Genomic DNA, 25,576 nt, shown 5'->3' with positions numbered 1-25,576 from the left:
CATTATTACACCGTGTGATGCCCAACAACCCTGACTCACCATGTAACCAAATATAAAAACCCCCCCCCCCCGGGGGGGGGGGGGGGCCCCCGCCCCGCCCCCCCCCCCCGACCGGCTACGTGATGAGCGGTGCCGATCTCGGCAGGGCCGTCACTCGGCCGCGGGGTCCTCGATCCCGTGGCCGCTGCCGGCGCCGGAGAAGGCGCCGCAGCTGCAGGAACAGCTCATGCCGGCCTCGAACTCGTCGGACCTCATCTCCGGCTTGACCCAGGCGCTCTCAGTCATGGTTCGTGATCCCTTCCGTTGACGGGACCCGCCCTGGCGGTGCGGGTGGAATGAGCATGACGCTCAGTCAGCGCGCCTGGGGAGGGCAAGACTTGCCCTGGGTCCGGCCGTTGCCGTGTGCAGGAGGCGTGAAGGAACATGGCCGGTTGGTGTCTGTGCGACGGCACGGGGATCGCGCACGATGCATGCGTGGACACCAAGGCCGCGATACGCGAGTTCCTCGTCTCCCGTCGCACGCGACTGCGCCCCCAGGACGTCGGCGTACCCCCCTGGCAAGGCGTCCGCCGGGTCGAGGGCCTGCGCCGGGAGGAGGTCGCCGCGCTGGCGAACGTCAGCGTCGACCAGTACGTCCGCCTGGAGCGCGGCCAGGCCTCCCGGGTCTCGGACGCCGTCATCGACGCGGTCGCCGTCGCGCTGCGCCTGACCGCCAACGAGCACCGCTACCTGCGCACGCTCGCCCGCCCGGCCACGCCGCCCCGGCAGGCGGCCGGTCGCCGGGGCCCGGTGCGCCCCAGCGTCCAGCTCTTCCTCGACTCGATGCGCCGCACCCCCGCCTACCTGGTCGGCCACTGCGGCGCCATCCTCGCCTGGAACCACCTCGCCGCCCACGCCTTCCTCGACTTCGCCGACGTCCCCGAAGCCCGGCGCACGCTCGGCCGGCTCGTCTTCACCGACCCCAGGGCGCGCGACATCTACGTGGACTGGCCGACCAAGGCCCGCGAGACGGTCGCCTATCTGCGCACCGAGGCCGCCGCGCGCCCGCACGACCCGGAGTTCGCCCGGCAGATCGCCCGACTCCGCCAGGAGAGCCCCGAGTTCGCGGACCTGTGGGATCGGCACTCGATCATGGAACTCACCCACGACATCACGCGCCTGCGCACCCGCGCCGGAACGGTCGAGCTGTCCTGGGACGCCTTCCAGATGGCCGACGACGCCCACGAGTTCATCGTCGTCTACACCCCGACCACCCCCGCCGCGGCAGCCGTCCTCGCCCGGCTGGAGAGCGAGCCGGTCGACGGCCGCGACGACTCGGCAGGTCCGCGAGCCGGCGTGCTACCCGGTCAGCGCCGCGTGCAGGGGGGCCAGCAGGGAGAGGTCGTCGGTGGTGACGGTGAGGTGGGTGGCGCCGGCGGACCGCCAGGCGCCGGCGAGGGAGCGCCAGGTGTCCGGCCGGCCGGGGGCGGGCCGCAGGCGGGCCTCGATGCCGAAGGCGCTCCAGTCGCGGCCGGCTTCGGTCACCGCCGTCCGCAGTTCGGCGATGAGTGCGGCACCGCGGTCGACCCGGTTGGCGAGCAGGCCGGACATGGTGAAGCCGTCGGCGAGGGTGGCGATCCGGCGCAGTGAGCCCGGTCTTCCTCCGGTGCGCAGGGTGCCGCCGCCCATCCAGAGGGGTACGGGACGCGGCCGGGGGGTGAGGGTGACGCCGGAGAACGCGACGTGCTCGCCGGCGAAGTCCGCGTCCGGCCGCGTCCACAGCAGGCGCAGCGCATGGACCTGTTCCTCGAACAGTGCCGCACGGGTGCCCGGGGCGACGCCGAGGGCGGCGGACTCGGCGGGGTCGGATCCGATGGCGATGCCCAGCCGCAGTCGGTCGCCGCTGAGGTGGGCCAGTTGCGCGGTCTGCTTGGCGGCGAGCACCACCGGGCGGTGCGGCAGGATCGTCATCGCGGTCGCCAGCTCGATCCGGGTGGTGACGGCTGCCAGGAACGCCACCAGCGTCAGGCTCTCGTAGGCGGGAACGCCGGACACCAGGTGTTCGGGGACGGACAGGTGGTCGTACCCGAGGCTCTCCGCAGTCACCGCGAACGCGCGGAGTCCGGCGGGTGAGAGGGCCGTCGGGACGGTCCAGCCGAGGCGGAGGGTCATTTGCGGAAGGCCTCCGGGTCGGCGGTGGAGACGAACACCGCGCGCGGGCGTTCGGCGGGCAGCAACTGGGAGTTGAGGAGGTGGCGCAGTGCTTTCTCCCCGCCGGGGAGGGCGCCGGTGACGGACAGGTGGACGTGGAGGACCTGCGTGCCGTCCTCGTTCACCACCTCGGGCACGCAGTGCACGACCCCCGGGATGGCGTGCGCGGCCTGTCGGACGGTGTTCAGTGAGACCTTCTCGCCGCGCAGGACCACGAAGTCCGACAGGCGTCCGTGGAAGGTCAGATAGCCGTCGTCGATCGAGAAGGCGTCCCCGGTGGCGATGGTCCGCGGCCCCAGCAGGACTCTGCCGCTGTGCTGCCCGACCCGTCGCAGCAGTACGGTGCCGGATTCGACCAGCAGTTCGCCCACGTCGCCCTGCGCCTCGCGCAGTGACGCGCGCACTCCCGGCAACGGGCGGCCGACGGAGCCGTACCGGTGCGCGGGCTCGGCGTGCGCGGCCAGGGTCGACACGCGTGGTCCGGCCTCGGTGAGCCCGTAGGTCAGGTACAGCTCCGCGGAGGGCCGCGCGGCCAGCAGGCGGGCCACCTCCGCGGGTGCGAGCCGGTCCCCGCCGACCGCCAGTGCCCGCAGGCCGCGTGGCACGAGCCGGGGGTCGGCCAGCAGTTGGCGGGCGATCGTCGGGGTCACCGCCGAGTGGGTGACCCCGCGCGCGGTGACCGCGTCGCGGTAGGCGGCCGGCGAGAACGGCGGCCCGTCGAGCACCAGTCGCGCCTTGGTCACGTACGCGGCGAACGCCTGCGCCACGAGGGCGTAGGAGTAGTACAGCGGCAGGTTCACCAGCAGGGTGTCGGCCGGGGTGATGCCCGTGGCCCCGGCGTGCAGGCGGGCGTTGTGCAGGAGCGAGGCCACCCGGTGCACGCACGCGCTGAACATCCCGGAGGTGCCGGAGGTGGACAGCAGGATCTCGCCCGGCCCGTACGGGGTGGTGGGGTGCCCGGTCGGCACGGCGAACGCGCCGCCCACCGGCAGTTGCGGCCCCGCGCCGGCCAGCCGGGTGGTCACCACGACGCCGGCCCCGACATGCCCGGCCAGCGCGCGCACCCGCTGCCACGGCGTGCTCGGCGGCACGGCCAGCGGCACCAGGCCCAGCAGCAGCGACGAGAGCAGCACGCGCAGCAGTTCGACTCCGTTGGCGAGGCAGAGCACCACCGCGTCCCCCGGCGCCAGGCCCAGCCCGGCCAGGTCCGCCAGCACGTCGTCCACCCCGGCCGGAGCGCCGCCGCCCGTACTGGCCGGGATTGCCTCGACCCGGGTCAGGAAGTCGGCCACCTCGGACCGGGTGAGGCCGTTCACCGCTCGTCCCGGGCGCTGGTCAGGACCAGGCAGCGACACAACTGCCCTTCTCCCCCGGCGGGTTGCAGGCCGACCAGGAGCACGTGCCGGGCGTGGCCGTCCGCGAGCCAGCCGCCGATCACCGTGAACGCGACGGGGGTGACTCGGTCGGGGTGCGCCGCCAGCAGCAGGGACGGACCGCGCAACTCGTGACGCAGGGCGGGCAGCCCGGCCAGCACGCCCGGGTTCGCTCCGGCGAAGCGCAGCGGCGACACCCGGGACTTCGGCAGCGAGTCGGCGATGCGGCGCATCGTCCGTTCGCTCCCGGTCGCGCTCATGACCAGGATCCCGGTGTCGGCGGCGTCGTCGAGCACGGGTTCGGCGCAGTCCGCCAGTGCCCGGTCCACGGTCTCGGCGACCAGCCAGGCCGCCGGGTCGGCGTAGAAGGACGGTTTGTTCACCGCGTACTCGTCCGGGTCGTCGGCGACCACCGTCGCCGAGCCCAGCATCCGGGTGCCCGTCGGCACGTGTGTCACGCCCTCACCCCTTCGAACAGCAGGCACGTGTTGAACCCGCCGAACCCCAGCGTCAGGCTCAGTCCGGCGCCGGGGCCGACGGCTCGCGCCGATTCCGTGGCCAGCCGCAGCGGTGCCACCGGATCGCGCAGCCCGAGGACCGGTGGGACCTGCCGGTGGCGCAGGGCCAGGACCGTCGCCACGGCCTCGACGGCCCCGGTCGCGCCCAGGCTGTGGCCGAACGCCCCCTTGGTGGCGAACACCAACGGGCCGTCGGCTCCGAACAGTTCGAGCAGGCTGCGCGCCTCGACCTCGTCGTTGAGCGGTGTGCCGGTCCCGTGGGCGTTGACCACCGCGATGTCCGCGGGTGCCAGGCCCGCGGAGGCCAGGCAGCGTTCGACGGCGCGCAGCACGGCGCGCCCGGACGGGTCCGGTGCGGTGAGCCCGGCGGCGTCGTTGGCCGCGCCGGCCCCGCGCAGCCGGGCGTGCACCCGGGCGCCGCGCTCCCGGGCGGAGTCGGGGTGTTCGACCACCACGAAGGCCGCGCCCTCGCCGAGCAGCATCCCGTCGCGCGCCCGGTCGAAGGCCCGCAGTCCGGTGGGGCTCATCGTGCCCAGCGCGGAGTGCCCGAGCCGCTTGGCCTCGGTGACCACGTCCACCCCGCCCGCCACGCAGACCCGCCGCTCGCCCGAGCGCACCAGGGCGTGCGCGACGGCGATCGCGTCCGACCCGGCGGAACAGGCGGTCATGACGCAGACCGGCGTGCCCGGGTGCCCGATGCCCGCCGCCGCGTCGTCGGCCCAGGCGTGCAGCGTCGGCTCCGCCTCGTCCAGGCAGGCGCCGAAGCTGGTGCCCAGGACGAGGCCGACCTCGGGGTCGGTGGTGGACAGACCGGCGTCCGCGAACGCGGCGGACAGCGTCCGCCCGGCGAGCGCGCGCTGGCGCTCGCCCGCCCCGGTCCCGTACGGCACCGACGCGACGACGGCGGCGGCGGTGTTGCGCAGGGGGTGCGGCGAGTGGACGGGCGCCAGCGCCGAGTCGCCCGCGCACAGCCGTTCCCACACCGCCTCCTGGTCCCGGCCCAGCGGGGTGTCCCAGGCCAGTCCGGTGATCACCGGGGTCACCACGGCCGGGCCGCCGCGGGATCGACCTTCGTCCGGCTCATCGCGCCGCGGAACCCGGCGACCGATCGGCCCTCCACGGTCACCACGGCGGAGAAGGCGAAGGTGGGGCCGGACAGCCGGTCCGCGCGGACGTCGAGCACGACCTGGTCGCCGGGCACGACCGGGGCGAGGAACCGGGACTTGACCGTGCCGACCAGGGTGACCTCGTCGTCGGCGAGCGGATCGCTGCTCAACTGGTAGAGCAGGACGCCGGATTGGGCGAAGGCCTGCATGGTGTGGCTGCCGGGCAGGATCAGCCCCGGGGTCAGGCCGCGCTCGGGCAGGTGCCCGGACAACGCGCCCATCTCCGCCGAGACGGCGAACATGCTGCGCAGGAACACGCCGGGCTCATGGTCCAGAACCCGGTCGATGAACAGGCGGGGGTGGCGTCCGCGCACCAGGGCGGCGATGGCCGAGGTGCCCAGCGGACGTGCCTCGCGGACCGTGACGGGAGGGGGTGCCGTTTCGTTCGGGTGTCGCATCCGGGACGATTCCTCTCAGGGCCTGTCGCAGCGGTGCCGGTAGGGGCACCGCGCGCCGGGTGTCGGGGGCGACGGCGGCGAAGACGAGGTCGCCGGCCACCAGCGGGGTGCGGGTGCCGTCCTGCTCCTCCCGCAGCAGACGTACCGCGAGGGCGAACCAGGCCGCGCCGACGTGGTCGACCCGGGTGTCCCCGATGATCACGTCGCGGTACACGGCGCTGTTGAGGTAGGTCACCCGCAGGTCGGCGACCACCAGGTCGACGTCGGCCGCGCCGAAGGCGGTCAGACCCGCGCCGTGCGCTTCGAGGTGTTCGGTGCCCGCGGTCTCCATCAGCGAGGTGTAGCGGGAGAAGTGCACGATCCCGGTCGCGTCGGTGTCGACGTGCTCGACCCGGGTGCGGAACCCCACGCTCACCACAGGGCCCGGGCGCCTGCCGCCACCCGGTCCACGATCTCGTCGGCCTGCGTCCCGGTGGTGATCAGCGGCAGCACGATCCGCAGGGTGGGGTGGATGTAGCGCCGGCCCCCGGAGCGTCTGCCCGCGCCCGCCATGAACTCCGCGTACACGCCCGCTTCGATCAACTCCCGGCGCAGCGCGCCGATCCGGTCCGCCGCCGCGGCGGTCAGTTCCACGCCGAGCATGACCCCGCTCCCGCGGACCTCGGTGAACACGTCCGGGTGGCGGCCCACCAGGGCGTCGTCGAGACGCTTGGACAGGTCCACGCCGACGTCGGCCGAGCGTCGCAGCAGCCCTTCGGTCTCGATGTGCTCGATGCCGGCGCGGATCACCGCGCAGTTCGGCGGCCGCAGGTCGGAGGTGGCCACGGCGCCGGAGGAGCGGACGGCCAGCTCCTTGCGGGCGATCACCATCGAGGTGGACACCGTGCCCATGCCCAGGAACTTGCCGATGACGGTGATGTCGGTGGGCACCGGCCCGTCCGCGTCGCGCATGGCGAACCAGCTGCCGGTCTTGGCGAACGTCAGCACCTCGTCGGCCACCAGCAGCACGCCGTCGGCCGCGCACCGCCGCGCGAGTTCGCGCAGGTATCCGGGCGGAGGCGCGAGGATGCCCGCGTCGCCCTGGATCGGTTCGACCACGACGGCCAGCAGCCGGTCGGCGGACTCGGCGAAGTACTCCGTCAGGGCGTCGAGGTCGCCGAACGGAATGTGGTGGACCCGGACTCCGTACGGGCCGGCGGTGTCCGCGCCGGGCAGCCCGGCCCGGTAGTACCTGCGGTTGAGCAGCTGCACCAGCCCACTGGTCCAGCCGTGCCAGGCGCCGTGGAAGGCCAGGACGGTGTCGCGCTGCTCCTTGCCCGGGCGGTGGCACAGCCGCCGGCCGTCGAAGCGGGACTCCAGCACCAGCCGCAGCGCCAACTCGTTGCCCTCCGAGCCGGAGTTGCGTCCGCTGACGTGGTACCGCCCCGCGGGGAAGTGGTCGGTCCACAGCCCGCCGGGGCCGAAGAGCCGGTCGAGGAGCTCCGCCCTTTCCAGCGAGCCCAGTTCGTCGGTGACGTTGCCGACTCCGGTGCTGCGCGCGAGCGCCGCTCGTACGACGGGGTGGTCGCCGCCCAGGGTGGCGCTGGCGTAGCCGCCGCTGGCGTCCAGCAACCGCAGCCGCCTGCCCCGGCGTTCCGGGCTCAGGTCGACCACGTCGAGGTGCAGGCCGCTGCCGCCCACGCAGGCGAACGGGAGCCGGGTGGCCCCGTAGTGGTTGAGGTGCAGGTCCGTGCCGCGCAACAGCACACCGGTCGGGTCCCCGGGGTGGTCGTCAGCGGTGACCGGGGCCGTGCTCACGCGGTGGCCGGGGGGCGGTCGGCCCCCGACAGCCGCTCGACCAGTGCCAGCACATCGCCGAGGGTGGACAACTCCCCCGCCGCGATGGCCTCGTCGGGGATGCTGATGTCGAACGCCTCTTCACACTGCACGCGCAGTTCCACGAAACCGAGCGAGTCCATGCCGTAATTCTCGCGCAGCCTGTCGTCGAGTCGCATCCGGTCGATCGGCACCTCCACCAGCACCTCGGAGTGCAGAATTCGCTTGATGGTCTGCAAAGGATTCACCAGAACTTCCCCTCTGGGTGGGTTCATTCGAACAGGCGGCGACCGGGCGTCCGGCGTGCGGAAAGGCGAGTGAGATCGCGGAAACGGTCGGGCCGAAAGCGGGCCGACGCCGATCGAAATACAAGGCGGCGCCGGCCATTCACGCTTTATCGAAGCTAGCCGAGGCCTTATCACCTGTCAATGGTCGACGATTTACCCGCCACGCACCTTCGAACACCGGATTCGACGATTCTTTTGCACGTTAGTTCGACGGCGATTCGGCCATTTCCGAGCACACGGTCCGTACACCCGCGAAAACCGGCCCGCAACGCGCCTCCCGAGCGGGCCGCGAGCGGCAGCTATGCACCTTTTGTGCAATTTGAGACGCATCTCCGTCTGGCGCATATGCTTCTTGTCCTGGTGAATCATCCCGAACTAGCCTGAGGTCGTCCCTTTGTCCGGATGGACGCAGAGCGCGGGAACGGGAACGCCATCGGGCTCCCCGGTGGCAGCATCAGGCCTCACCCCCGGCTTCCTCCCCGTTCACTGCGAGCGCACCATCCGATGGCGCTGACCACTTCTGTCGATAGCGCTGACCATTTCTGCTTCCTGCCGACCGAAGTCCGCCTCCTTGCGCGGCTGTCGGCAGACTCCTTCGAAGGAGCTTCGAAACGCCATGAAAGTCACCCCCGACGCCCTGCGCGGCGTCACCGTGTTCGTCGGCGGCCCGATCCAGCACGCCTTGGTGCCCGGCGGGATGGCGGCGCCGATCCACGATTTCCTGAGACTGACCATCGACCAGTCGCGGCAGGCCGGCGCCACCGTGCTGTCCGCACACGTGGCCGAACGATTCGGTGCCGACACCGCTTCGTTCACCCCCGAAGAGGTGTCCGTGCGCGACTACGCATGGATGCGCGAATGCGATGTGTTCGTGCCGGTCCTGCCGGTGCTCGACGGCACCCTGCTGCGCACGGACGGCACGCACATCGAACTTGGCTGGGCCAGCGCGCTGGGCCGCCCCATCGTGGGCATCACCGACCAGCCCTTCTCCGAGTCGGCCAGCCACCTGCTCAAGGGACTCGCCCAGGTCGCCGCCGCAACGTTCCTGTCCGCCAAGGAGATCGCCAAGGACCCGGCGCTGCTGGTCGACGGCGTGCTCGCGGCGCTGGGCCGGACCAGGGCGGCGGCCTGACATGGCGGCCCCGACCCACCTGCTGGGGATGCACCTGGCCAATCCGGTCGTGGTCGGCTCCGGCCTGCTCACCGACCAGGAGCGCAACATCCGCAGGCTGCTGGACGCCGGCGCGGGCGCGGTGGTCACCAAGACCATCCACCCCAACCCGCCGATCGGCCTGGACGAGCGCCTCGTCAGGCTGCCCACCGGAATGATCAACAGCACCACCTACTCCAAACGGTCCGTCGAGCACTGGGTGCGCATCCTGCGCGACCTGACCAGGGACGGGCTGCCGGTCATCGCGTCGCTGCACGCCGACAGCCCGGCGGAACTCGCCGAGTTGGCGGCCCGCGTGGAGGCGACGGGCTGCCGGGCACTGGAACTGGGCATCTCCTGCCTCAACGAGGAGGACGGCCTCGACGACACCCCCGAGCGAGTGCACGCCTACACCGCGGCCACCCGCGCTGCGACGCGGGTGCCGTTCTCGGTCAAGCTGGCCAGCGGGGAGGGCCTGCACGCCCGGACGTTCGCCGCCGCCCGAGCCGGCGCCGACGCGGTGACCATCAGCGACACCCTGCCCGCCGCCGCCGTGCACCCGGAGACCGGTGACCTCCAACTCGGCGGCGTGTTCGGCTACTCCGGACCGGGCATCAAGCCGCTCGTGCTGGCCTCCCTGTGGAAGCTGCGCCGAGCCGGGTTCACCCTTCCCGTGCTGGCCTCCGGCGGCGTGCAGTCGGGCCGGGACGTGCACGACTACCTGGCGGTCGGCGCGGTGGCGGCCCAGGTGTACACCGCGCTGCACACCGACATGTACCCCACGCTCACCCGGATCGTGGCCGAGACCACCGGAACGGACAACACCGGGACGGGGAACGCCAACGCCGGGATTACCAACGCCGGGAACACCGGCCGGGGCCTCGAACCCGTCACCGGCGCGGACCGATCCGGCCGGGTGCGGCCATGACCCCCCGCAGCGCCGGGCCGCAGCTCTGCGACCTGAGCAGCGCCGACGTCCTGGCGGCCACCACCGGGCGGACCGTGGTGTGGCCGGTGGGAGCCACCGAACAGCACGGTCCGCACCTGCCGCTGTCCGTGGACACCGTGCTCGCCGAAGCGTTCGCCCGGCAGATCGCCTACGAGCTGAACGCCCTGACCCTGCCGGCGCAGTCCATCGCGGCGCGGTCGCTTCCGCAGAGCGGCGGCGGCCTGGCCTTCCCCGGCACCGTCTACGTGCGCGGTCGGTCCCTGCTGGCCTTCCTGGAGGACGCGCTGGAGTCGCTGTGCGCCCTGCCGTGGAGCCGACTGCTGGTCGTCAACGGCCACTTCGAGAACGAGCCGTTCCTCTTCGAGGCCCTCGACGAGGTGGGCCGACGGCCGGCGGCCGCGGGCAAGGAGTTCATCGCGCTGAGCTGGTGGAGCCTGGTCGACACGGACTGGCTGGCCGGGCGGGTGCCGCTCTTTCCGGGGTGGCACGCCGAGCACGCGGGGATCACCGAGACCAGCCTGATGCTCTACCTCCGCCCGGAGCTGGTCTCGCCCGCACGGCCCGACCACGCCGACCCACCCCGCCCGGGGATCTACCTGCACCCCGCCGACGTGAGCCGCACGACCAACCAGGGCGTCCTGTCCAGCACTTCGGGCTCCACCGCCACCCTGGGCAAGGAGCTCTTCTGGCACGTGGTCTCGGCCGCGGTCGACCTGGTGTCCCAGGGCGACGGACTTCTGCACGATCTGCACGAGGAGAAGCCGTGACCGTACCCACCCTCTGCGTGAGCAACGCCGTCGACACCCTGCGCGACTTCGCCGTCCGCGCCGACGACGTCGACGAACTGCTGTCGGAGTGCTACGCCCAGCAGGACCAGGCGCTGTTCTGGGGGCCGCTGGACAAGATGCTCATCACCTACGAGCCGATCGGAGACCTGGACTGGCAGCGGAAGTTCCTGGAGATCGACGGTGTGGTGAACCTCAGCCCGGCAGGCCGCACCGGCTCGCTGTTCGCCGACATGCTCGCCGATCCCGAACTGATGGCCGCCGTGGCCGCCCACGCCGGGCCGGGCCGCAGACTCCGGCTGATCCCGCACACCACCACCGCCGACCTGTGGCGGTTCACCGAGGCCCTGCGCAGCCGGTACGACGTGGTGACCGAGCTGCCGGAGAGCCCGCCGCAGCAGTCCCTGCGCGACCTGCTGGACACCAAGACCGGCCTGCGCGACCTGGCCACCGACCTCGGCATGACCGACGGACCCTGCCGCATCCCGCCCGGCACGCACTGCGCCGGGAAGCAGGACGTGCCGGCCGCCGTCCGGGACATGCTCGCGACCGGCACGCCGTGCATCGTCAAGGCGGATCGCGGCGAGGCGAGCCTCGGCCTGCTGATCTTCCGGCCCGGCGACGACGACATCGCCGAACGCCTGGCCGGAAGCACGTTCTACGACGAGGACCCGGTGGTCGTCGAGGAGTTCCTCCACGGCGACATCACCTTCCCGTCCGTGGAGTACATGGTGCCGGCGGACGCCCCGCCCCACCTCTGCTACACGACCGACATGCTGTTCGAGGGCGCCACGCACCTGCGCGGCAACGTCACCGCGCGCGAACTGCGCCGCGCATGGTGGTACCGCCCGCTGACCGAGGGCGGACTCCTGCTGGCCGAGGAGATGCAACGGCGCGGCTACCGCGGGCGATTCGGCATCGACGCGATCGCCCGCGACGGCGTCGTCTACCTGCACGACCTCAACGCCCGCCGTACCGGGTCGAGTCACGTGCACGAGTTCGGCGAGCACCTCATCGGCCCCGGCTACCTCGACACCCACGCGGTCGGCAACTACGACTTCTACGGCCTGCCGACCGGGCTGTACCTGCCGGAAGTGCTGCGCCTGCTCGGACCGCTCGTGGCCTCGCCCCGACACGCCGACCGGGGCGTGGTCCCGACCGAGCTGACGGACCTTCAAACTGGCAGACTGAGCTGCATGTTCTACGCCCCCAGCCTCGCCGAACTGCACGACCTGATCGACCGAGCCAGGACGGCTCTGGACCTCGGCCGGTGAGCAGCCCGCTGCCCGTGGTCGGGACGGCCCGGCGCTGGCTGGTGCTGACCGTGGTGCTGCTGTGCTTCCTGCCCGCCGCCGTGGACGTCACCATCCTCACCATCACCGTCCCGACCCTCGCCCACGAACTGCAGGCCTCCCCGACCGAACTGCTGTGGGCGGTCGACGTGTACTCGCTCCTGATGGTCGGACTGGTGCTGGTCAGTGGGCCGTTGGGCGACCGGATCGGGCACAAGCGGCTGCTGCTGGCCGGACTGGGCGTCTTCAGCGCGGCCTCGGCGCTGTGCGCGGTGGCACCCGGTCCGCCGGCCCTGATCGGCGCCCGGGCCCTGCTGGCGATCGGCGCGTCGATGATCATCCCGGCCACGCTGGCGCTGATCCGGCAGACCTTCGGCGACGGCCGAGACCACGCGGTGGCCATCGGAGCGTGGAGCGCGGTCGCCGCCGGCGCCTCGGCACTGGGACCGGTGGCCGGCGGCTTCCTGCTCCAACACTTCTGGTGGGGCTCGATCTTCCTGGTCAACCTGCCGATCGTGGCACTGGCCGTGCCCGCCGTGGCACTGCTGCTGCGCAACGAGGTCGAGTCCGAACGGCAACCGTGGGAGGCCACCTCGCCCCTGCTCTCGATGGTGGGATTCCTGGGCTGCGCCTACGCCATCATCGCCTTCACCCACGACGGCGTCGGCATCCCGGAGGTGGTGCTGCCGGCAGCGGCGGGCCTGACCGCGCTGGTGCTGTTCGTGCGACGGCAGCAGCGGATGCCGCACCCGATGCTGGATCTATCCCTGTTCCGGCTGCCCGGACTGCGCGCCGGAGTGGTGGCCTCGGTGCTGCCGGTGCTGGTGATGGTCGGCTTCGAACTCCAACTGGTGCAGTACCTGCAGATCGCCAAGGGCCTGTCGGCAGAGGCCGCCGCGCTGTACCTGATCCCGATGCCGTTGGCCGCGACGGTGGCGGGGCCGGTGGGCGGACTGCTCCTCTCCCGCCTGGGACAACCGCGCGCGGGCGTGCCCGCCGGCCTGCTGCTCGCGGCGACCGGATACGTCCTGGCCGCCTCCGGCACGGTGGTCCCGCTCGGACTGGCCCTGATCGGGTTCGGCCACGGCCTGGTCCAGATGGTCGCCTCGAACCTGATCATGACCACCGCGCCGTCCTCCCAGGCGGGCGCGGCGGCGGGCATCGAGTCCGTCGCCTACGAGGCCGGCGCCGGCCTGGGCATCGCCGTCTTCGGCACGGTCACCACGGTGGCCTACCGACTGCTCCTCCCCCCGGGCACGTCATCGTCCCCGCTCGACGCTGGCGCCTCCCCGGAAACCGCCCAGGCCTTCACCGACGCCTTCCACACCACCACCTGGCTGGCTGCCGCCCTCACCCTGGCCACGATCCTCCTGGCCACCCCGACGAGGACGTCGACGCCGTCCGGAACACCCGGCGCAACCGCAAACGCCTCGACGTCCTCGGCCCCGTCGGGTTCGGGAACGAGCAGCACACCGAGCAGGAGACAGCCGAACGAACGGACCTGACAGGCGTCGTCGACCGGACCGACCGGCCGCCTCGCCGATGAGGCTGAACAACCATCAATTCCCAGCCCCGGGGCCGGGCCAGGCCCCGGGGACGGGCGCGTCCCCGGGGCGATCAGCGGGCAGGTCGTGTGCAGGGCCCAGGTCCCAGGGCCAGGGGCTCAGGTCCCAGGGCCCGGGGCTCAGGCCTCCACGCCGTAGTACTGGGCGAGGAAGCCGATCACGTCGTCGGCGTGCGGGAGCAGCTCCGGCAGTTCCCGGGCCAGCGTGGTGCGGGTGGCCTCGGCCAGTTCGGGCAGGCCGGTGGCCGCGCCCTTCACGTACGGGTCGAGGCGGCGGACGAGTTCGTAGTTGCTCTCCACGTCCAGTTGCCGCATCGCCTTCTCCAGCGGGGGCGCGTCGGCCGGCGGGATGTCGGGCAGGACCCGGCTGACGAAGGTGACCCGGTGCAGGACCCGCCAGCACGGCGGCTTGCGGTCAGACTGGCGGGCCTGGCGCAGCGCCGCCGCGTTGGGGTCGTGCCCGTTCTCCAGCCAGCGGGGGTCGACGACCTTGTGGAAGAAGCTGTCGAAGTGCTCGCTGTCCTCCCCGAGGTAGAAGCTGAGGAAGCGGTAGGCGTCGACCTTGCCGGGCACCTTGACGGGCTGTCCGTCGCGGTCGAAGACCGGGTTGCGGTCGCCGTCGTAGTTCTGGAGGTTGCTGCTGGGCGCGACCTCGACCTCCAGGCCGAAGGAGCGGGTGGCCTCCTTGCCGCGCGCCCGGGTGGTGGTCATCCCGCCACCGACGGAGGCGTCGAGCTGGGCGCCGATGCCGATGCCGGCGATCTGGAAGGAGGTGCCGATCGAGGTGCCCACCGAACCGGAGAGCGAGTACGAGCCGGCCGTGGTCTCGCTGACCACGTCGGTGGTCTCGGTGGTCTCGGCGAAGAAGCCCCCGGCGGCCGTCCACACGTAGGTGTTGACCAGGTCGCGGCGGGAGAAGCCCTGCCCGGTCGCGCTGTCGGTGGCGTCCCGGCCGCGGGCCGGCGAGGCGTCCGCGCCGATCGCGCCGCCGAGCACCCGGCCGGCCCGCTGGGCGAGCGGGTCGGGGGCGTGGGTCTCGGTGGAGACGCTGTCGTAGTAGCTGTGCAGGCGCTGCTGGTCGCGCTGGATGCGGCGCTTGAGCGCGTACGCCTCGCGGGGCTTGAAGTAGCTGTACTCGCCCCGGTCGCGGGCCCCCTGGTAGTCGGGGTCGGCGACCTTGCCGCGGGCGTCGAATCCGACGGTGCCGTCCAGGGTGCCCTGCTTGGTGTAGCGCGGGTTGATCGGGAAGGGGACGACGTTCCAGTCCTTGGGGATGTCCGGGTTGGGCTGGATGCGGTAGGCGACCAGCGCGCCGCTGTGCGCCAGGCGCAGCGCGAAGACGTCGGCGGTCTGCGACTGGACGACGGCGAAGCCGGTGTTGGCCGGGACGTACCGCCGCCCGGCGGTGGGGTTGAGCACCCGGCCCGGGTCCTCCCAGTGGCCGGTGAGCGAGACCTTGGTGGTCCGGGCGGTGTTCTCGCCCTGGGAGACGGAGGTGTCCTCGGCCCAGCTGTTGGAGAACTCCAGGTTGCCCCGCACGCTCGCCGAGACCCCGCCCTTGGCGATGGACTTGGCGATGCCGAAGCCGAGCGGGGCGGTGATCATCCAGACGTCGACGTCCACCTCGTTGGAGAGCGCGAAGCCGAAGGCGGCGTCCACGCTGCGCTCCTTGGCGGAGGACAGCGAGCGGACGACCTGTTCGGCCTCGGTGAGTTTGACCGTGGAGGCGCCCTCGAAGGTGTCGCTGCCCGGGTCGGTCAGGCCGGCGGTGAGGTTCTCCGAGGGGATCGGCGGGGCGCCCTCGACGTAGCCGATCAGCTGCGGGTCGAACTGGATCTGGCTGACCCACTCGCTGACCAGCTCGCCGACCTTGTAGCCGGTGATCAGGTGCCAGCGGCCGTCCTGGAGGTAGCTGTAGGCGCGCTTGAGGACGCCGAACGCCTCGCCGCGCGAGCCGTACTGCATGTCGGCGTACTCGGCGACCGCCGGGGCGGCCGAGATGCTCTGGTGGAACGGGGTGCGCAGGCCGGCCAGGGCCGATCGGACCTGGGCGGCGTCGTTGGAGACCGGTGCGCTGGACAGCACCGTGCGCGGGCGGCTGGCTTCCGGGCCGAACTCCAGGTGGTTGCCGCGCAGGCCCTCGTCGCGGACCTGGGCGGTGCGGGCCTCGGTGGAGTCCCGGTCGAACGGCCAGTAGGCGACCAGGTCCTCCTTCTCGCCCTTGAGCCGGGTGAACAGGTTGTCCAGCAGCTGCTCGTGGGTGCGGGCGGTGCGCCAGATCCGCACTTCCTCCAGCACGCCCTCGAACGCCTGGGCGGGCTTGCCGCGCTTGAGCACCGCGCCCAGGGTCAGCTGTGCATCGCCGTTCTCGGCGAAGGCGGCGGTGTCGGGCAGGCCCGCGGTGGCGGGCAGGCCCGCGGTGCCGGCCGGGTCGCAGGCCACGGCGACGCCGTTGCGGTACAGCCGGAAGACGCTGCCGCGCGGGTCGGGGTTGCGGACCCAGCGGGCGCCGCGCAGCCGGGCCGGGTGCGAGCCGGTGGCGTCGGCCGTGGTGCTGCCCGTGTTCTCCTCGAAGCGCCAGTGCGCGACCAGGCCGCGGTCGCGGGCGGTGACGGCGGTGCCGAGCCGGGCGGCGTCCCGGGCGGCGCCCCAGATCCGGACCTCGGCGAGCACCCCGGTCAGCTGCTGGACGGTGGCGCCCTCGCGCGCCCGGCCGAGCTCCAGCGGCGCGTCGTTGCCGCGCGGCCCGGGGCCCTCGTAGCGGCCGGCGCCGATCTCGCGGCCGTCCAGGTGGAAGCGGATGTCCTGCCACTCGCGCACGGCGAGCGACTCGACCAGCTCGACGCTCTGGGTGACGGGCTTGCCGTCGGCGCCGGTGGCGGTGATCTGCCGGGTGCCCTTCTGCTCCTGCATCGAGCGGCCGCCCTTGCGGACCACGGCGATGCGGTGGAACTGCCCGGCCCGCACGCCCTCGGTGGAGGTGAAGCGCACGGCCCGGCCGTCGGGCTCCTCGAAGGCGAACTCCAGCCGCCCGTCCGGGAGGACGGCCAGGCGGTAGGGCACGCTGCCGCCGATGCCGTCGGCGGTGCGGCCCTTGGAGAGCAGGCCCTGGGTCTCGCCGAGGCGGTCGACGCGGGCGAACACCTCCAGGGTCAGGTCGTCGGCGATGTCCAGCGCGTCGTCGTCCGGCACCTCCAGGTGGGCGTCGCCGCTCAACTCGACCGCCCAGGACTGCTGGTAGGCCAGGGCGAGGTGGCTCCACTCGCGCAGCGGGAAGGTCTCCCGGCTGACCACCCTGCGGTCGCCGACGACCGCGACGGCCCGGCAGCCGGCGTCGGCGATCGGCGAGCGGGCCGGGACGGGCTTCGGCATGCCGCGCAGTTCGGCGTGCCGGTTGTTTCCGGAGCGGTCGGTCAGGACGGCCGGGGTGCCGGGAGCGGGCGCCGTGTACGTCCAGTAGCCGAGCAGCCCCGCCTCGTTGCCGCTCAGCCGCCGCCCCTGGTCGGCCCGCAGCTCGTCGCCGCCACGCGCCTTGGACCAGAGCCGGACCTCGTCCAGCCGGACGGCGGCGAAGTCGCCGGGCCAGCACAGCACGGTGCCCAGCGAGAGCCGGCCCTGCCCGCGGTACGGGGCACTGGCGGTGCGCCGGGCGATCTCCTGGCCGTCCAGGTAGATCACCTGCTGGCGGGTCTCCCGCTGGAAGACGCAGGCCCAGTGGTGCCACTTGGTGTCGGAGAACCGCTTGGTGGTGTCCAGGTCGTCGTCGTAGAAGGCGAACGTGAAGAAGCCATTCTTTCGGAAGCCGATCTGCAGGGTCTCGTTGGCGCGCCCCTCGGTGCCGCTGTGTCCGAGCAGCATGTGCGGCCGACTGTCGACCTTGGTGCGCTGGGCCCAGAACTCCACCGTGAAGTCGCCGTCGCCGAAGCCGAAGGCGTCGGGCACCACGGCGGCGTCGTCCGTGCCGTCGAAGACCAGCCCTGAGGTCGCCTGGGTGCCGAGCAGGCCGAGGCCGTAAGGGGTGTCCCCGGCGTTGGCGTGCAGCAGCCGCACCGGCCCCTCGACCCGCTCCGGGTTGACCCAGGCCTCCAGGGTGAGGTCGCCCGGGGTCGCCGCCCGGGGCAGCTGCCCGGCGGGCAGGGCCAGGAAGCGGCCCTTGCCGTCGAAGGCGTAGGCCCGGCCCGGCATGTCGGCCCGCCAGCGCCCGCCGTGGCCGCGCACCAGGCCGTCCGCGCTGCCCAGCGGCAGTTCGGCCAGGCCCCCGGGGTCGACGGTGATCAGCCGGGAGCCCTCCGCGAGGGCGCTGCCGGGCTGCGAGGACTCGGACCAGCGGTGGTCGTAGCGCACCCGCTGCACGCTCATCCCGGGCTTCAGCAGGGTCTGGTCCGCGCCCGCGCCCAGGCGCAGGGACTTCGATCCGGCGGGGTGGCTGCCCTCGAAGCGGAAGCCGTGGCCGCCGACGGTCACGAAGCCGGGGCCGGACAGCGGGGCGAGGGTGCCCTCGGTGAACTGCACCACGTCGCCGTCGATCCGCAACACGGTGGCGATCGTCACCGGCTGCTCGGCCGCGCCGTTGACCACGGCGGCGAAGTCCTCGGCCCGGCGGGGCAGGTGCGACCACTTCTCAATCTGGCCATCGTGCCGGACGGTGAGGGTGACCTGCGTCGGGCCGTCCCCGGCCTCGACGGTGATCGCGGTCCCGGTGAGGTCGGTGTTGGCGTCCCGGGCCGTGAAGGAGACCGTCCGCCCGCCGGCGGCCAACTGCCGGGAGGAGCGCAGCACCTGGCTGTCGTAGTAGGCGGCGAAGAACTGGCCGTTGGAGCCCCGGAAGTAGAGCACGACGTTGCCGGTGGCACTGTCCAGCAGGAACGGGCGGTCAGCGGCGCGGGCGAAGCCCAGCAGCGCGCCGGAGCCGCTCAGCCCGGTGCGGTCGACGGCGAGCTGCGGCACCGGCAGGGCGATGTCGTCGGAGCCGCGCACGCCGCCGGTGAGCCGGCCCAGTTCGTCCTGCTTGGCAGCGAGGCCGGCCTGCTGGGCGGTCAGGTCGCGGCGCAGCTGGGTGAGCCGGTCCTGCTTGGTGGCGAGGAGCTCCAGGCGCTCGGTGAGCTCGGAGATCTGCCGGCTCAGCCGGTCGGTGGTGGGGTTGGACTTCAGCGAGTTGCCGATCCGCTCCAGGAGCAGGACGCCCTCGCCGGAGTCCTTCGCCGCCGCGTAGTCGTACTGGACGATGCGGTCGCCCTGGCTGTCCCGGGCCGCGACCAGCTTGTAGCTGTGCCGGGCCACCAGGCTGTTGCCGTTCCAGCCGTCGAGCGCGAAGTGGGTGGCGGCGTTGTCCGCCTCCCGGCGGTACTGGATCAGGGGGATGTCGTCGCCGGTCCTCCGGTTGTCGACGTTCATGTCGAGTCCGGAGTTGGCGTTCCTGACGAAGCAGCAGGGGTAGCCGTTGAGCGTGGTGCCGGTCGGCTCGAAGGTCCAGACCGTCGACGCGGCCTGCCTGTCGGCGGTGCGCACCAGCGGGGCGACGCTGTCCGTTCGGTCGCCCTGCACCGCGAGGTACTGGTCCTTGCCGTCCTTCTGCAGCTTGAACCGCAGCCGGTAGCGCCAGTAGGTGACGTCACTCTCCAACTCGGTGCGCGCCTCGGCGCGTTGGCGCTCGACGTCCGGGGTCTCGGCGGTCTCCAGCTGGAGGCGGGTGATCTCGGCCTCGGTGGCGGCGATGTCCCGGGTCAGCCGGGCCACCTGGGCGTCCACCTCCCCGGCCGCGTCCACGTTCCCGCTGGACTCCGGCGCGGCCAGCACCGGCAGGGCCAGTTCCTCCGGGACCTGCGCCAGCCGGCCGTCCCGGCCCACGCCGAGGTCCAGGGTGGCGACGTAGGCCTCGTCGGTGGCCTGACCGGTCACCGGGTCGGGCCCGCCGGTGGTGCAGGCCAGCAGCACCCTGGCCTGGCGCTTGACCGGCTTGGACGTCTGGTCGTAGCCGGCGGGCGCGGCCTCCTGCTGGTGGTGCAGCAGCGCCGACAGGCCGGAGACCACCCGGCGCCCGGCGAAGGCGAAGCTGCTGCGGCTCACCCCGGAGTCCTCGCCGACGGGGGCCTCGGAGGTGACCCAGGCGGGGCCGCCGCTCAGCTTCGCGTGCCGGCCGTGATCGGTCTGGTCGTGCAGCGTGGTGCCGGAGCCCTCGTCGAAGCGGTAGTAGACGGCCAGCCCGGGTTCGTTGCCGATCAGACGGCGGCCGCGGTCGGCGGCGATCTCCGGACCGCTGCGAGGGCGGAGCCAGATCCGCACCTCATCCAGCTCGCCGCGCCCGAACGAGCGGGCGCCGCGCCCCAGCGTGAGCCCGCCGAGGCCGGCGTACGGCATGTCCGTGGTGCGGCGGCCGACTTCGACGCCGTCGCGGTAGACGACCTGCTCGCGGGTGTCCCGGGCGAAGACGCAGGCCCAGTGGTGCCAGTCGGTGTCCGTGGTGCGCTGCGGGATGTCCAGGTCGTCGTGGAAGAAGGCGAAGGTGAAGGTGTCGTCCGGGCGGAAGCCGATGTGCAGGGTGCGCAGCCGGACGCCCTTGGAGGCGCCGTGGCCGATCAGGAAGTCCTCGCGGCCGCCGGTGGCGGTGCGCCGGGCCCAGAACTCCACCGTGAAGTCGGAGTCGGCCAGGTCGAGGGCGCTGCTCGGCAGCTCGGCCACGTCGTCGACGCCGTCGAAGCGCAGGGCCGTCCCCGCCCGGCCACCCCCGCCCGCCGCGGGGACCAGCGGACGGCCGGTGAACGGGCAGGTGCCGGGCGCGCTCTCGTAGACGGCGTCCCGGTGGCGCGGGTCGGGGCTGGTCCAGGCCTGGGTGCCCTGGGTGCTGAACAGGCCGTCCCGGCCGCGCTCGACGCTGAAGCCGTCGATCCGGCCCGTGGCGTCGTTGTGCGCGAAGAGCTGCCAGCGCTCCCGGCCGTGCACGGCGGTGGGCACCAGCAGGGCGGTGAACCGGCCCTCGGAGAGGTTGCGGACGAAGGACAGCTCCTGGGTCGGCTCGACGAACGGCCGCCCCTCCATGTCCTGCGTGCCGAGGCTGTCCTTGGCGGAGTCCGGGCGGCCCTTGTGCCGGCTGCGCCGGTAGCGGACCTCCAGCACCGGCTTCAACTCGCCGCCGGCCAGCACGAAGCGGTCGCACAGCAGGGTGGCGTCGACCGCCGCGACCTTGCCCTCGCCGCCCTTGGCCAGGTAGTCGGTGCGGGCCGGGTCGCCCGAGGAACCGGCGCCGTCGGCGAGCCGGAACACCGCGTCCGGGTGGTCGGCGCGCACCGACTGGCGCAGCACGTACACGTGGGTGCCGTCGGACAGGACGTGGAAGGGGGCGGCGGCGCCGAGCCGGGCGGTGCTGGACAGGAACCGGTCCAGCTCCTGCTCGTCCAGCCGCTCCGCCGCGTCCGCCTCGACCCGGCCGCCGCGCTTGACGACGGGCATCCGCACCGCGCCCGCCACCGCGTAGCCGACCCTCGCCACCTCCGTCGGGAAACGCAACGCCAGCGGGTCCTCCGACCAGTACGCCGCGTCCGCCTCGCCCTTCGCCTCGTCGTGCTGCGACAGGTCCAGGACGCTGTAGACGATCCGCCGTTGGTCGTCCATCGCGAACGCGACCGTACTGCCCTGGTGCCGCACGGTCGTGGTGTGCACGTAGGCGCGGTCGCTGTAGACCTTCGCCAGGTGCTGCGTCTCCGTCAAGCTGCCACCTCATGCCGGGTGGCCGAAGGGCTACCGACGGCCACGCGATCAACACGGAACGTGCCCACGCTTTCACCGGACGTGACTGATCATCAAGATACTTTCGGGCCACGGAACATGGCCGATCACGCCATCCGGCCCGGGCGCTCCGGGCACTCCGGGCGGGGGGGCGGTCGCCGATAGGTCACGGCCCTGCGGGGTTTTGAGATCGGCCGCGCTCTGTGGCTGGTGGGGTCGTGGGGATCGTCCGCGCCCACCGAAAAGCCCAGACCGGGGACCAATCCCGACCTGGGCTTCGGTGTCTTCGGCGTGCTGTCAGTCGCGGGTGGTCATCGAGATCCGGGCGAGGACGGCGGTCGCCTGCGCCGGGTTGGCGCGGAGCCAGGCGGCCAGGTGCTCGCGGACGGCCTCGGCGACGCAGGCGCGGACGGGCCCGCTGCCCAGTCGTTCGCGGGTGGACCCCTCGAACTCGGGGAGATCGAGCTTCACCGACACGACCGCCGTCAGGCCCGCGCCGAACTGGGCGGGGGTGAGGTCGGGGTCGGACGGCATGAGCAACTGCTGCTCGCGGGCATGGGCGTTGAGCGCGGCCGCCAGGCCGTCGCGGAAGCCGAGCTCGTGCGTGCCGCCGTTGGTGGTCGGCCGGCTGTTGACGTAGCTTGCGACCCGCTCCTCGCGCGAGTCGCACCAACGGAAAGCCACCTCGACAGTCCCCTCCATTTCGGAGCACTCGCGCTCGAAGCCGATCACATCCGGGTGGAGGGGGGCGGCGCCCTGCTCAACGATGCGGTCCCTCGGTCCGCCCGGGAACCGGAAGCGGACGGCCCGGGGCACCGCGGGGTCGCGGTCATCGGTCAGAGTGACGTCCAAGCCCCGGTTCAGGAAGGCCAGTTCCCTGAAACGCTCGGCCAGCGCGTCGAACGAGAACTCCAGAGTCTCGAAGATCTCGGCATCCGGCCGGAAAGTGATCGCGGTCCCGCTGCCGTCGGCCGGTCCAGCGTAGGCGGGCGTCGCGACAGCCACACCTCGCTCGTACTCCAGCACCCAGCGGGCGCCGTCGCGCCGCACCTCGGCCGTCAGACGGTCCGACAGCGCGTTGACGACGGCCAGTCCCACGCCGAAGTAGCCGCCGAGCAGCGAGCGCTGGCTGCCAGGCTGCGCCCCCCAGCAGAGCACGGTCAACCGGGTCTCCAGCGTACGGCCGTCACTGTGGCCGGCGTGCTCGACCGGGACGCCCATGCCGTCGTCGGCGACGCGGACGCCACCGTCGGCGGTGAGGGTGATCTCCACTCGGCTGGCGGTACCGCCGAGGATCTCGTCCAGTGCCCGCTCGGCGGCCTCGAACACCAGGTGGTGCAGGCCGCGTTCACCGACCGATCCGATGTACATCCCTGGCCGCTTCCGAACGGCCTCCAGGCCCTCAAGAACCACGATCTTGCTGGCGCCGTACGCCTCTGCTTCCTCGCCCATGATGCCCCCTCCGAAGGTGCCCGACAAAGCTCCCCCAGCCTAGGAGATTTCCGAGAAAACACCAGGTCAGAGCCAGTTTGGCGAGGCCGCTGACGGGCTCCTGAGAGGCAACCTCGAGCGCCCGGCCGGGACGGCTGCGCACTGCCGCCGCGATCCGGCCACGGCCCCCTGAGGGGCGCCTGAGGCACTGTTCCGGGCGGCTGCGGGGCCACGAGTTCCAAGAATTTTCACGTCGCCCCGGGCGTACAGCGTCTGCCGCTGTCGGACGGGACGCCGAGATGGTGTCAGCGGCCTGTCGTACAGTCGCCACCTGTGACAACGACCCTGATGACGTACGCGGGCACCACGGGGCCCGACGCGCCGACCACCCGCACCGGCGGCGCGCCGCTGGCCCCGGCCGGGACCACCTGGCCGCAGTGCGCCACCTGCGACGGACCGATGCTCGTCGTCCAGCTCAAGGAAGGACGGGACCACGCCACAGCGATGAACTTCGGCGGCCGCGGCGAGTCCTACGCCTTCGCGTGCGAGCCCTGCGCACACGCCGTGTTCCTGCGGCAATGCTGACACCAGCAACCTCCCTCCCCCGCTCGGAGAGCCGAACCGCGCTGGAACAGCTACGCGCGATGCTTGGGGAACCCTCGCGCTGGGGCCGGGCCCGGCCCGCGATCTGGGAGGCCAGCGAGCGGTACCTCGGCTTCCGGCTGCCGGCCGACTTCAAGGCGTTCCTCGACCTGTACGGCCCCGGCTCGGTGGACGGCTACCTGACGATCGACCGGCCGATGGACACCACACCGGCCGAACTGGAGCGCCGCTGGGGACCCCCACCTGAGCGTCCGGCCTGGTACGGCGAGATCGACGAGGACTGCTGGGAGGTGGACGAGTCCGACGTCCAATCGGGCGTTCTGCTGCTGTGGGGAAGCGACGAGCACGGCAGCCGGTACTTCTTCCGCGCGGTCGAGGACGAGCCCGCCGAGTGGCGGATCATCATCAGCAGCGACGAGGTCGAGTGGTTCGAGACCGCCGGAACGTTCACCGAGTTCCTGGTGCGCTGCTTCCACCGGATCGACCGCCCCGACTTCATGGACTCCAGCTGGCCGAGGCCCGGCGCACGCTACGAAGCCCGCGAGTGAGCCCGCGCTCAACGGCCTGGGCTCCCGACTGACAGCGGCGCGTTGTGCACCAGGCCGCTTGACCCGATTCTCCTGCCCCGGCCCGAGGCTACGGATTCCCAGCCGTCTCCACCGGGTAGTGCTGCTCGGGTAACGCAGAGGCTGTAGAGGGCCGCCGTGCCGGTGTGCGCGGCAATGGACCAGGGGGTGGATTGTGGCACGCCGCAAGACGGTGGCGGAGATCCTCGCGGAGGCGTACCGCCTGAAGCAGCAGGCGAAAGCCGCGGAGGCCCGGCGAGGGACGCAGCAGCAGGCACCCGCCAAGCCCTCCGCGCCGGCTCCACCTCGCCCCCGAAAGCGGACGGTCGACCCTGCGGTCGAACACGCCCGGCTCCTGGCCGCCGGGGAGAAGCACCTCAAGCGCGAGGAAGCCACCCGTGCGAGGGAAGCCGCCCGGGTGGAGGCCGAGTTGGCCAAGCGCCAGGCCGCACGCCGTCGAGCGGAGGAGGCGAAGAAACGCGAGGAGGCCCAGGCCGAGAAGGAAGCCCAACGACAGGCCCGGCAAGCGGAAACGGCCCGCCTCAAAGCCCAGGCCGACGAGGGAACACTCCAATGCCGCTTGCGACGCGAGGAGTTGGAAGCGGTCCTGCTTCAGCGTCCCGAGGGTCTCGACCTGTGGCATCCGCACGTGGAACAGGCCTTCGCCCACGACGGCCCGCAAGGCGTCGCCAGCGTCGTGGAAGACCTCTTGAGGCGCTCTCCGGTCCCCTAGGGCTGCCGAACAGCGGCCCACGCGGTCTACGCCCCCGAGGCGCAGCAACTCCTGGTCGAGGTCGAACTCCCGAGCCACGAGATCGTTCCCACGGTGGCCTCCTACCGCTACGTGGCGCAGCGGGGTGAGGTCGTCCCCCAGCCGCTCAAGCAGGCCGAGGTCCACGAGGCCTACGCCCGGCTCGTGGCCCGCCTGGCCCTCCGCGCGCTTGACGAGGCGCTCTCCGCCACGCCGGCCGCGTTCGTGGACAGCGTCATCCTCAACGGCCGCGTCAACGCGACGGATCCGGCAACCGGCCAGGCCGTCCGGGCGTGCGTCGTCAGCGTCGTCGCCCAGCGCGAGGACTTTGCCGAACTGGTCCTGGACGAGCCGAGACTGGACCCGCAGCAATGCCTCCACCGGCTCGGCGCCACCGTCTCCAAGCACCCCCACGACCTGGAACCGGTCACACCCATCATCGAGGCGGACCTGTCGCGCTACCGCATCATCACCGACACCGCCGTGGTCGCCACACTGGACAGTCGGCCGGACCTGCTCCAGATGAACCCCTACGACTTCGAGCGGCTGGTGCGCGAACTCTTCGAAGCCATGGGCTACGAGACCTGGCGCACCCAGGGATCCCGCGACGACGGCGTGGACGCGGTCGCCATCCTGAACGACCCCACGGGCTCCAGCGTCTTCGCCATCCAGGCCATCGACCTGTCCGCCGGAGTCGTTCTGGCCAGCGGATTTCGCGGTTGTCCCACCGAGGTGTCCACCAGTGTTGTCCTGCGGCCGCGTCCACTTCCTCTGCCGCCGCCGGCTGCGGTGTTGCCCGGGCTGGGCACGGGGACGTGCTGAGCTGCTGGTGCAGCTCGGGGTGGTGGCACTGACGGGGCTGCCGATCCTGCGGCTGCCCCGGGTGGTCAGCTGAGCTGAGACGCGGGTGGTCGGCCGAGAGCTGAGCGGGACCGGCCGCGCCCGGTACGGCAGCAGGGGGGGGGGGGCGCGCGCGCGGGGGGGGGGCGCGCGCCGGGGGGGGGGGGGGGGCGGGG

General features: G+C 72.5%; 20 protein-coding genes and 1 pseudogene. 10 read left to right on the top strand and 11 right to left on the bottom strand.

Going from position 1 to position 25,576, the window contains the following annotated elements:
• Positions 1-150: 150 nt before the first annotated feature.
• Entirely contained in the window at positions 151-285 is a 135-nt protein-coding gene (stsA, locus tag ACFV6D_RS35195) for a StsA family sactipeptide RiPP (RefSeq protein ID WP_279634967.1), read from the bottom strand.
• Positions 286-423: 138 nt separating this feature from the next.
• Between stsA and ACFV6D_RS35190 the strand changes: the two are divergent.
• A pseudogene (locus ACFV6D_RS35190) lies at positions 424-1,272 on the top strand (helix-turn-helix domain-containing protein); the annotation flags it as partial.
• A 66-nt stretch (positions 1,273-1,338) separates the two neighbouring features.
• On the opposite strand, the gene ACFV6D_RS35185 reads toward ACFV6D_RS35190, so the two are convergent.
• The 8 genes from ACFV6D_RS35185 to ACFV6D_RS35150 are packed head-to-tail and all read right to left on the bottom strand — an operon-like array spanning position 1,339 to position 7,708.
• Positions 1,339-2,151, bottom strand: coding sequence for a TIGR03619 family F420-dependent LLM class oxidoreductase (locus ACFV6D_RS35185; protein WP_380562842.1), 813 nt, complete (start codon positions 2,149-2,151; stop codon positions 1,339-1,341).
• Positions 2,148-3,506: a class I adenylate-forming enzyme family protein gene (locus ACFV6D_RS35180; protein WP_380562841.1), complete on the bottom strand. Its 1,359-nt coding sequence runs from the start codon at positions 3,504-3,506 to the stop codon at positions 2,148-2,150. The genes ACFV6D_RS35185 and ACFV6D_RS35180 overlap by 4 nt, the downstream gene beginning before the upstream one ends.
• Positions 3,503-4,021: a polyketide synthase gene (locus ACFV6D_RS35175; protein WP_380562839.1), complete on the bottom strand. Its 519-nt coding sequence runs from the start codon at positions 4,019-4,021 to the stop codon at positions 3,503-3,505. The genes ACFV6D_RS35180 and ACFV6D_RS35175 overlap by 4 nt, the downstream gene beginning before the upstream one ends.
• Positions 4,018-5,115 (bottom strand): beta-ketoacyl synthase N-terminal-like domain-containing protein, encoded by a 1,098-nt coding sequence (locus tag ACFV6D_RS35170; protein ID WP_380369216.1) that lies wholly within the window; start codon positions 5,113-5,115, stop codon positions 4,018-4,020. The genes ACFV6D_RS35175 and ACFV6D_RS35170 overlap by 4 nt, the downstream gene beginning before the upstream one ends.
• Positions 5,116-5,120: 5 nt before the next feature.
• Positions 5,121-5,504, bottom strand: a complete 384-nt coding sequence (locus ACFV6D_RS35165) for a polyketide dehydratase (protein ID WP_350876226.1) — start codon at positions 5,502-5,504, stop codon at positions 5,121-5,123.
• Positions 5,505-5,511: 7 nt separating this feature from the next.
• Positions 5,512-6,054, bottom strand: coding sequence for an acyl-CoA thioesterase (locus ACFV6D_RS35160; RefSeq protein WP_380562837.1), 543 nt, complete (start codon positions 6,052-6,054; stop codon positions 5,512-5,514).
• A gap of 2 nt (positions 6,055-6,056) precedes the next feature.
• Positions 6,057-7,442: an aminotransferase class III-fold pyridoxal phosphate-dependent enzyme gene (locus tag ACFV6D_RS35155; protein WP_380562835.1), complete on the bottom strand. Its 1,386-nt coding sequence runs from the start codon at positions 7,440-7,442 to the stop codon at positions 6,057-6,059.
• Positions 7,439-7,708: an acyl carrier protein gene (locus tag ACFV6D_RS35150; protein WP_244293790.1), complete on the bottom strand. Its 270-nt coding sequence runs from the start codon at positions 7,706-7,708 to the stop codon at positions 7,439-7,441. The genes ACFV6D_RS35155 and ACFV6D_RS35150 overlap by 4 nt, the downstream gene beginning before the upstream one ends.
• A gap of 655 nt (positions 7,709-8,363) precedes the next feature.
• On the opposite strand from ACFV6D_RS35150, the gene ACFV6D_RS35145 reads away from it, so the two are divergent.
• Genes ACFV6D_RS35145 through ACFV6D_RS35125 form a run of 5 tightly spaced genes read left to right on the top strand, consistent with a single transcriptional unit; the run spans position 8,364 to position 13,428 of the window.
• Complete coding sequence (locus ACFV6D_RS35145; RefSeq protein WP_063351995.1) at positions 8,364-8,879, top strand: nucleoside 2-deoxyribosyltransferase; 516 nt, start codon at positions 8,364-8,366, stop codon at positions 8,877-8,879.
• Between the two features lies 1 nt (position 8,880).
• Positions 8,881-9,825 (top strand): dihydroorotate dehydrogenase, encoded by a 945-nt coding sequence (locus tag ACFV6D_RS35140; RefSeq protein ID WP_380562833.1) that lies wholly within the window; start codon positions 8,881-8,883, stop codon positions 9,823-9,825.
• Entirely contained in the window at positions 9,822-10,613 is a 792-nt protein-coding gene (locus tag ACFV6D_RS35135; RefSeq protein WP_380562831.1) for a creatininase family protein, read from the top strand. The genes ACFV6D_RS35140 and ACFV6D_RS35135 overlap by 4 nt, the downstream gene beginning before the upstream one ends.
• The gene (locus ACFV6D_RS35130) at positions 10,610-11,905 is read left to right on the top strand and encodes a hypothetical protein (protein WP_380562830.1); all 1,296 of its coding nucleotides are present in this window, start codon (positions 10,610-10,612) and stop codon (positions 11,903-11,905) included. Before ACFV6D_RS35135 ends, ACFV6D_RS35130 begins: the two co-directional genes overlap by 4 nt.
• Entirely contained in the window at positions 11,902-13,428 is a 1,527-nt protein-coding gene (locus tag ACFV6D_RS35125; RefSeq protein WP_380562828.1) for an MFS transporter, read from the top strand. The genes ACFV6D_RS35130 and ACFV6D_RS35125 overlap by 4 nt, the downstream gene beginning before the upstream one ends.
• Positions 13,429-13,607: 179 nt before the next feature.
• Here the strand turns inward: ACFV6D_RS35125 and ACFV6D_RS35120 are convergent, their stop codons facing one another.
• Positions 13,608-21,191, bottom strand: coding sequence for a LamG-like jellyroll fold domain-containing protein (locus ACFV6D_RS35120; protein ID WP_380562826.1), 7,584 nt, complete (start codon positions 21,189-21,191; stop codon positions 13,608-13,610).
• A 315-nt stretch (positions 21,192-21,506) separates the two neighbouring features.
• Positions 21,507-22,661, bottom strand: coding sequence for an ATP-binding protein (locus ACFV6D_RS35115; protein ID WP_380562824.1), 1,155 nt, complete (start codon positions 22,659-22,661; stop codon positions 21,507-21,509).
• 312 nt (positions 22,662-22,973) lie between these two features.
• Between ACFV6D_RS35115 and ACFV6D_RS35110 the strand changes: the two genes are divergently transcribed.
• The 4 genes from ACFV6D_RS35110 (at position 22,974) to ACFV6D_RS35095 (ending at position 25,382) form a co-directional block, all read left to right on the top strand.
• Positions 22,974-23,225 (top strand): hypothetical protein, encoded by a 252-nt coding sequence (locus ACFV6D_RS35110; RefSeq protein ID WP_380562822.1) that lies wholly within the window; start codon positions 22,974-22,976, stop codon positions 23,223-23,225.
• On the top strand, positions 23,219-23,791 hold the full coding sequence (locus ACFV6D_RS35105; RefSeq protein ID WP_380562820.1) for an SMI1/KNR4 family protein: 573 nt from the start codon (positions 23,219-23,221) through the stop codon (positions 23,789-23,791). Before ACFV6D_RS35110 ends, ACFV6D_RS35105 begins: the two co-directional genes overlap by 7 nt.
• A 193-nt stretch (positions 23,792-23,984) precedes the next feature.
• The gene (locus tag ACFV6D_RS35100) at positions 23,985-24,542 is read left to right on the top strand and encodes a hypothetical protein (protein WP_380562818.1); all 558 of its coding nucleotides are present in this window, start codon (positions 23,985-23,987) and stop codon (positions 24,540-24,542) included.
• Between the two features lie 93 nt (positions 24,543-24,635).
• Complete coding sequence (locus ACFV6D_RS35095) at positions 24,636-25,382, top strand: restriction endonuclease (protein WP_380562816.1); 747 nt, start codon at positions 24,636-24,638, stop codon at positions 25,380-25,382.
• Positions 25,383-25,576 lie beyond the last annotated feature (194 nt).

The organism is Kitasatospora sp. NPDC059812 (assembly GCF_042732075.1).
Classification (GTDB): Bacteria; Actinomycetota; Actinomycetes; order Streptomycetales; family Streptomycetaceae; genus Kitasatospora.
Note: the sequence above shows the minus strand (reverse complement) of the source record. Positions and strands in the feature narration are given on the sequence as shown.

What these genes read in the sequence shown, in the direction of transcription:
- stsA (WP_279634967.1), bottom strand. Translation starts at nt 285, where the DNA reads ATGACTGAGAGCGCCTGGGTCAAGCCGGAGATGAGGTCCGACGAGTTC.
- ACFV6D_RS35185 (WP_380562842.1), bottom strand. Translation starts at nt 2,151, where the DNA reads ATGACCCTCCGCCTCGGCTGGACCGTCCCGACGGCCCTCTCACCCGCC.
- ACFV6D_RS35145 (WP_063351995.1), top strand. Translation starts at nt 8,364, where the DNA reads ATGAAAGTCACCCCCGACGCCCTGCGCGGCGTCACCGTGTTCGTCGGC.
- ACFV6D_RS35140 (WP_380562833.1), top strand. Translation starts at nt 8,881, where the DNA reads ATGGCGGCCCCGACCCACCTGCTGGGGATGCACCTGGCCAATCCGGTC.
- ACFV6D_RS35135 (WP_380562831.1), top strand. Translation starts at nt 9,822, where the DNA reads ATGACCCCCCGCAGCGCCGGGCCGCAGCTCTGCGACCTGAGCAGCGCC.
- ACFV6D_RS35115 (WP_380562824.1), bottom strand. Translation starts at nt 22,661, where the DNA reads ATGGGCGAGGAAGCAGAGGCGTACGGCGCCAGCAAGATCGTGGTTCTT.
- ACFV6D_RS35105 (WP_380562820.1), top strand. Translation starts at nt 23,219, where the DNA reads ATGCTGACACCAGCAACCTCCCTCCCCCGCTCGGAGAGCCGAACCGCG.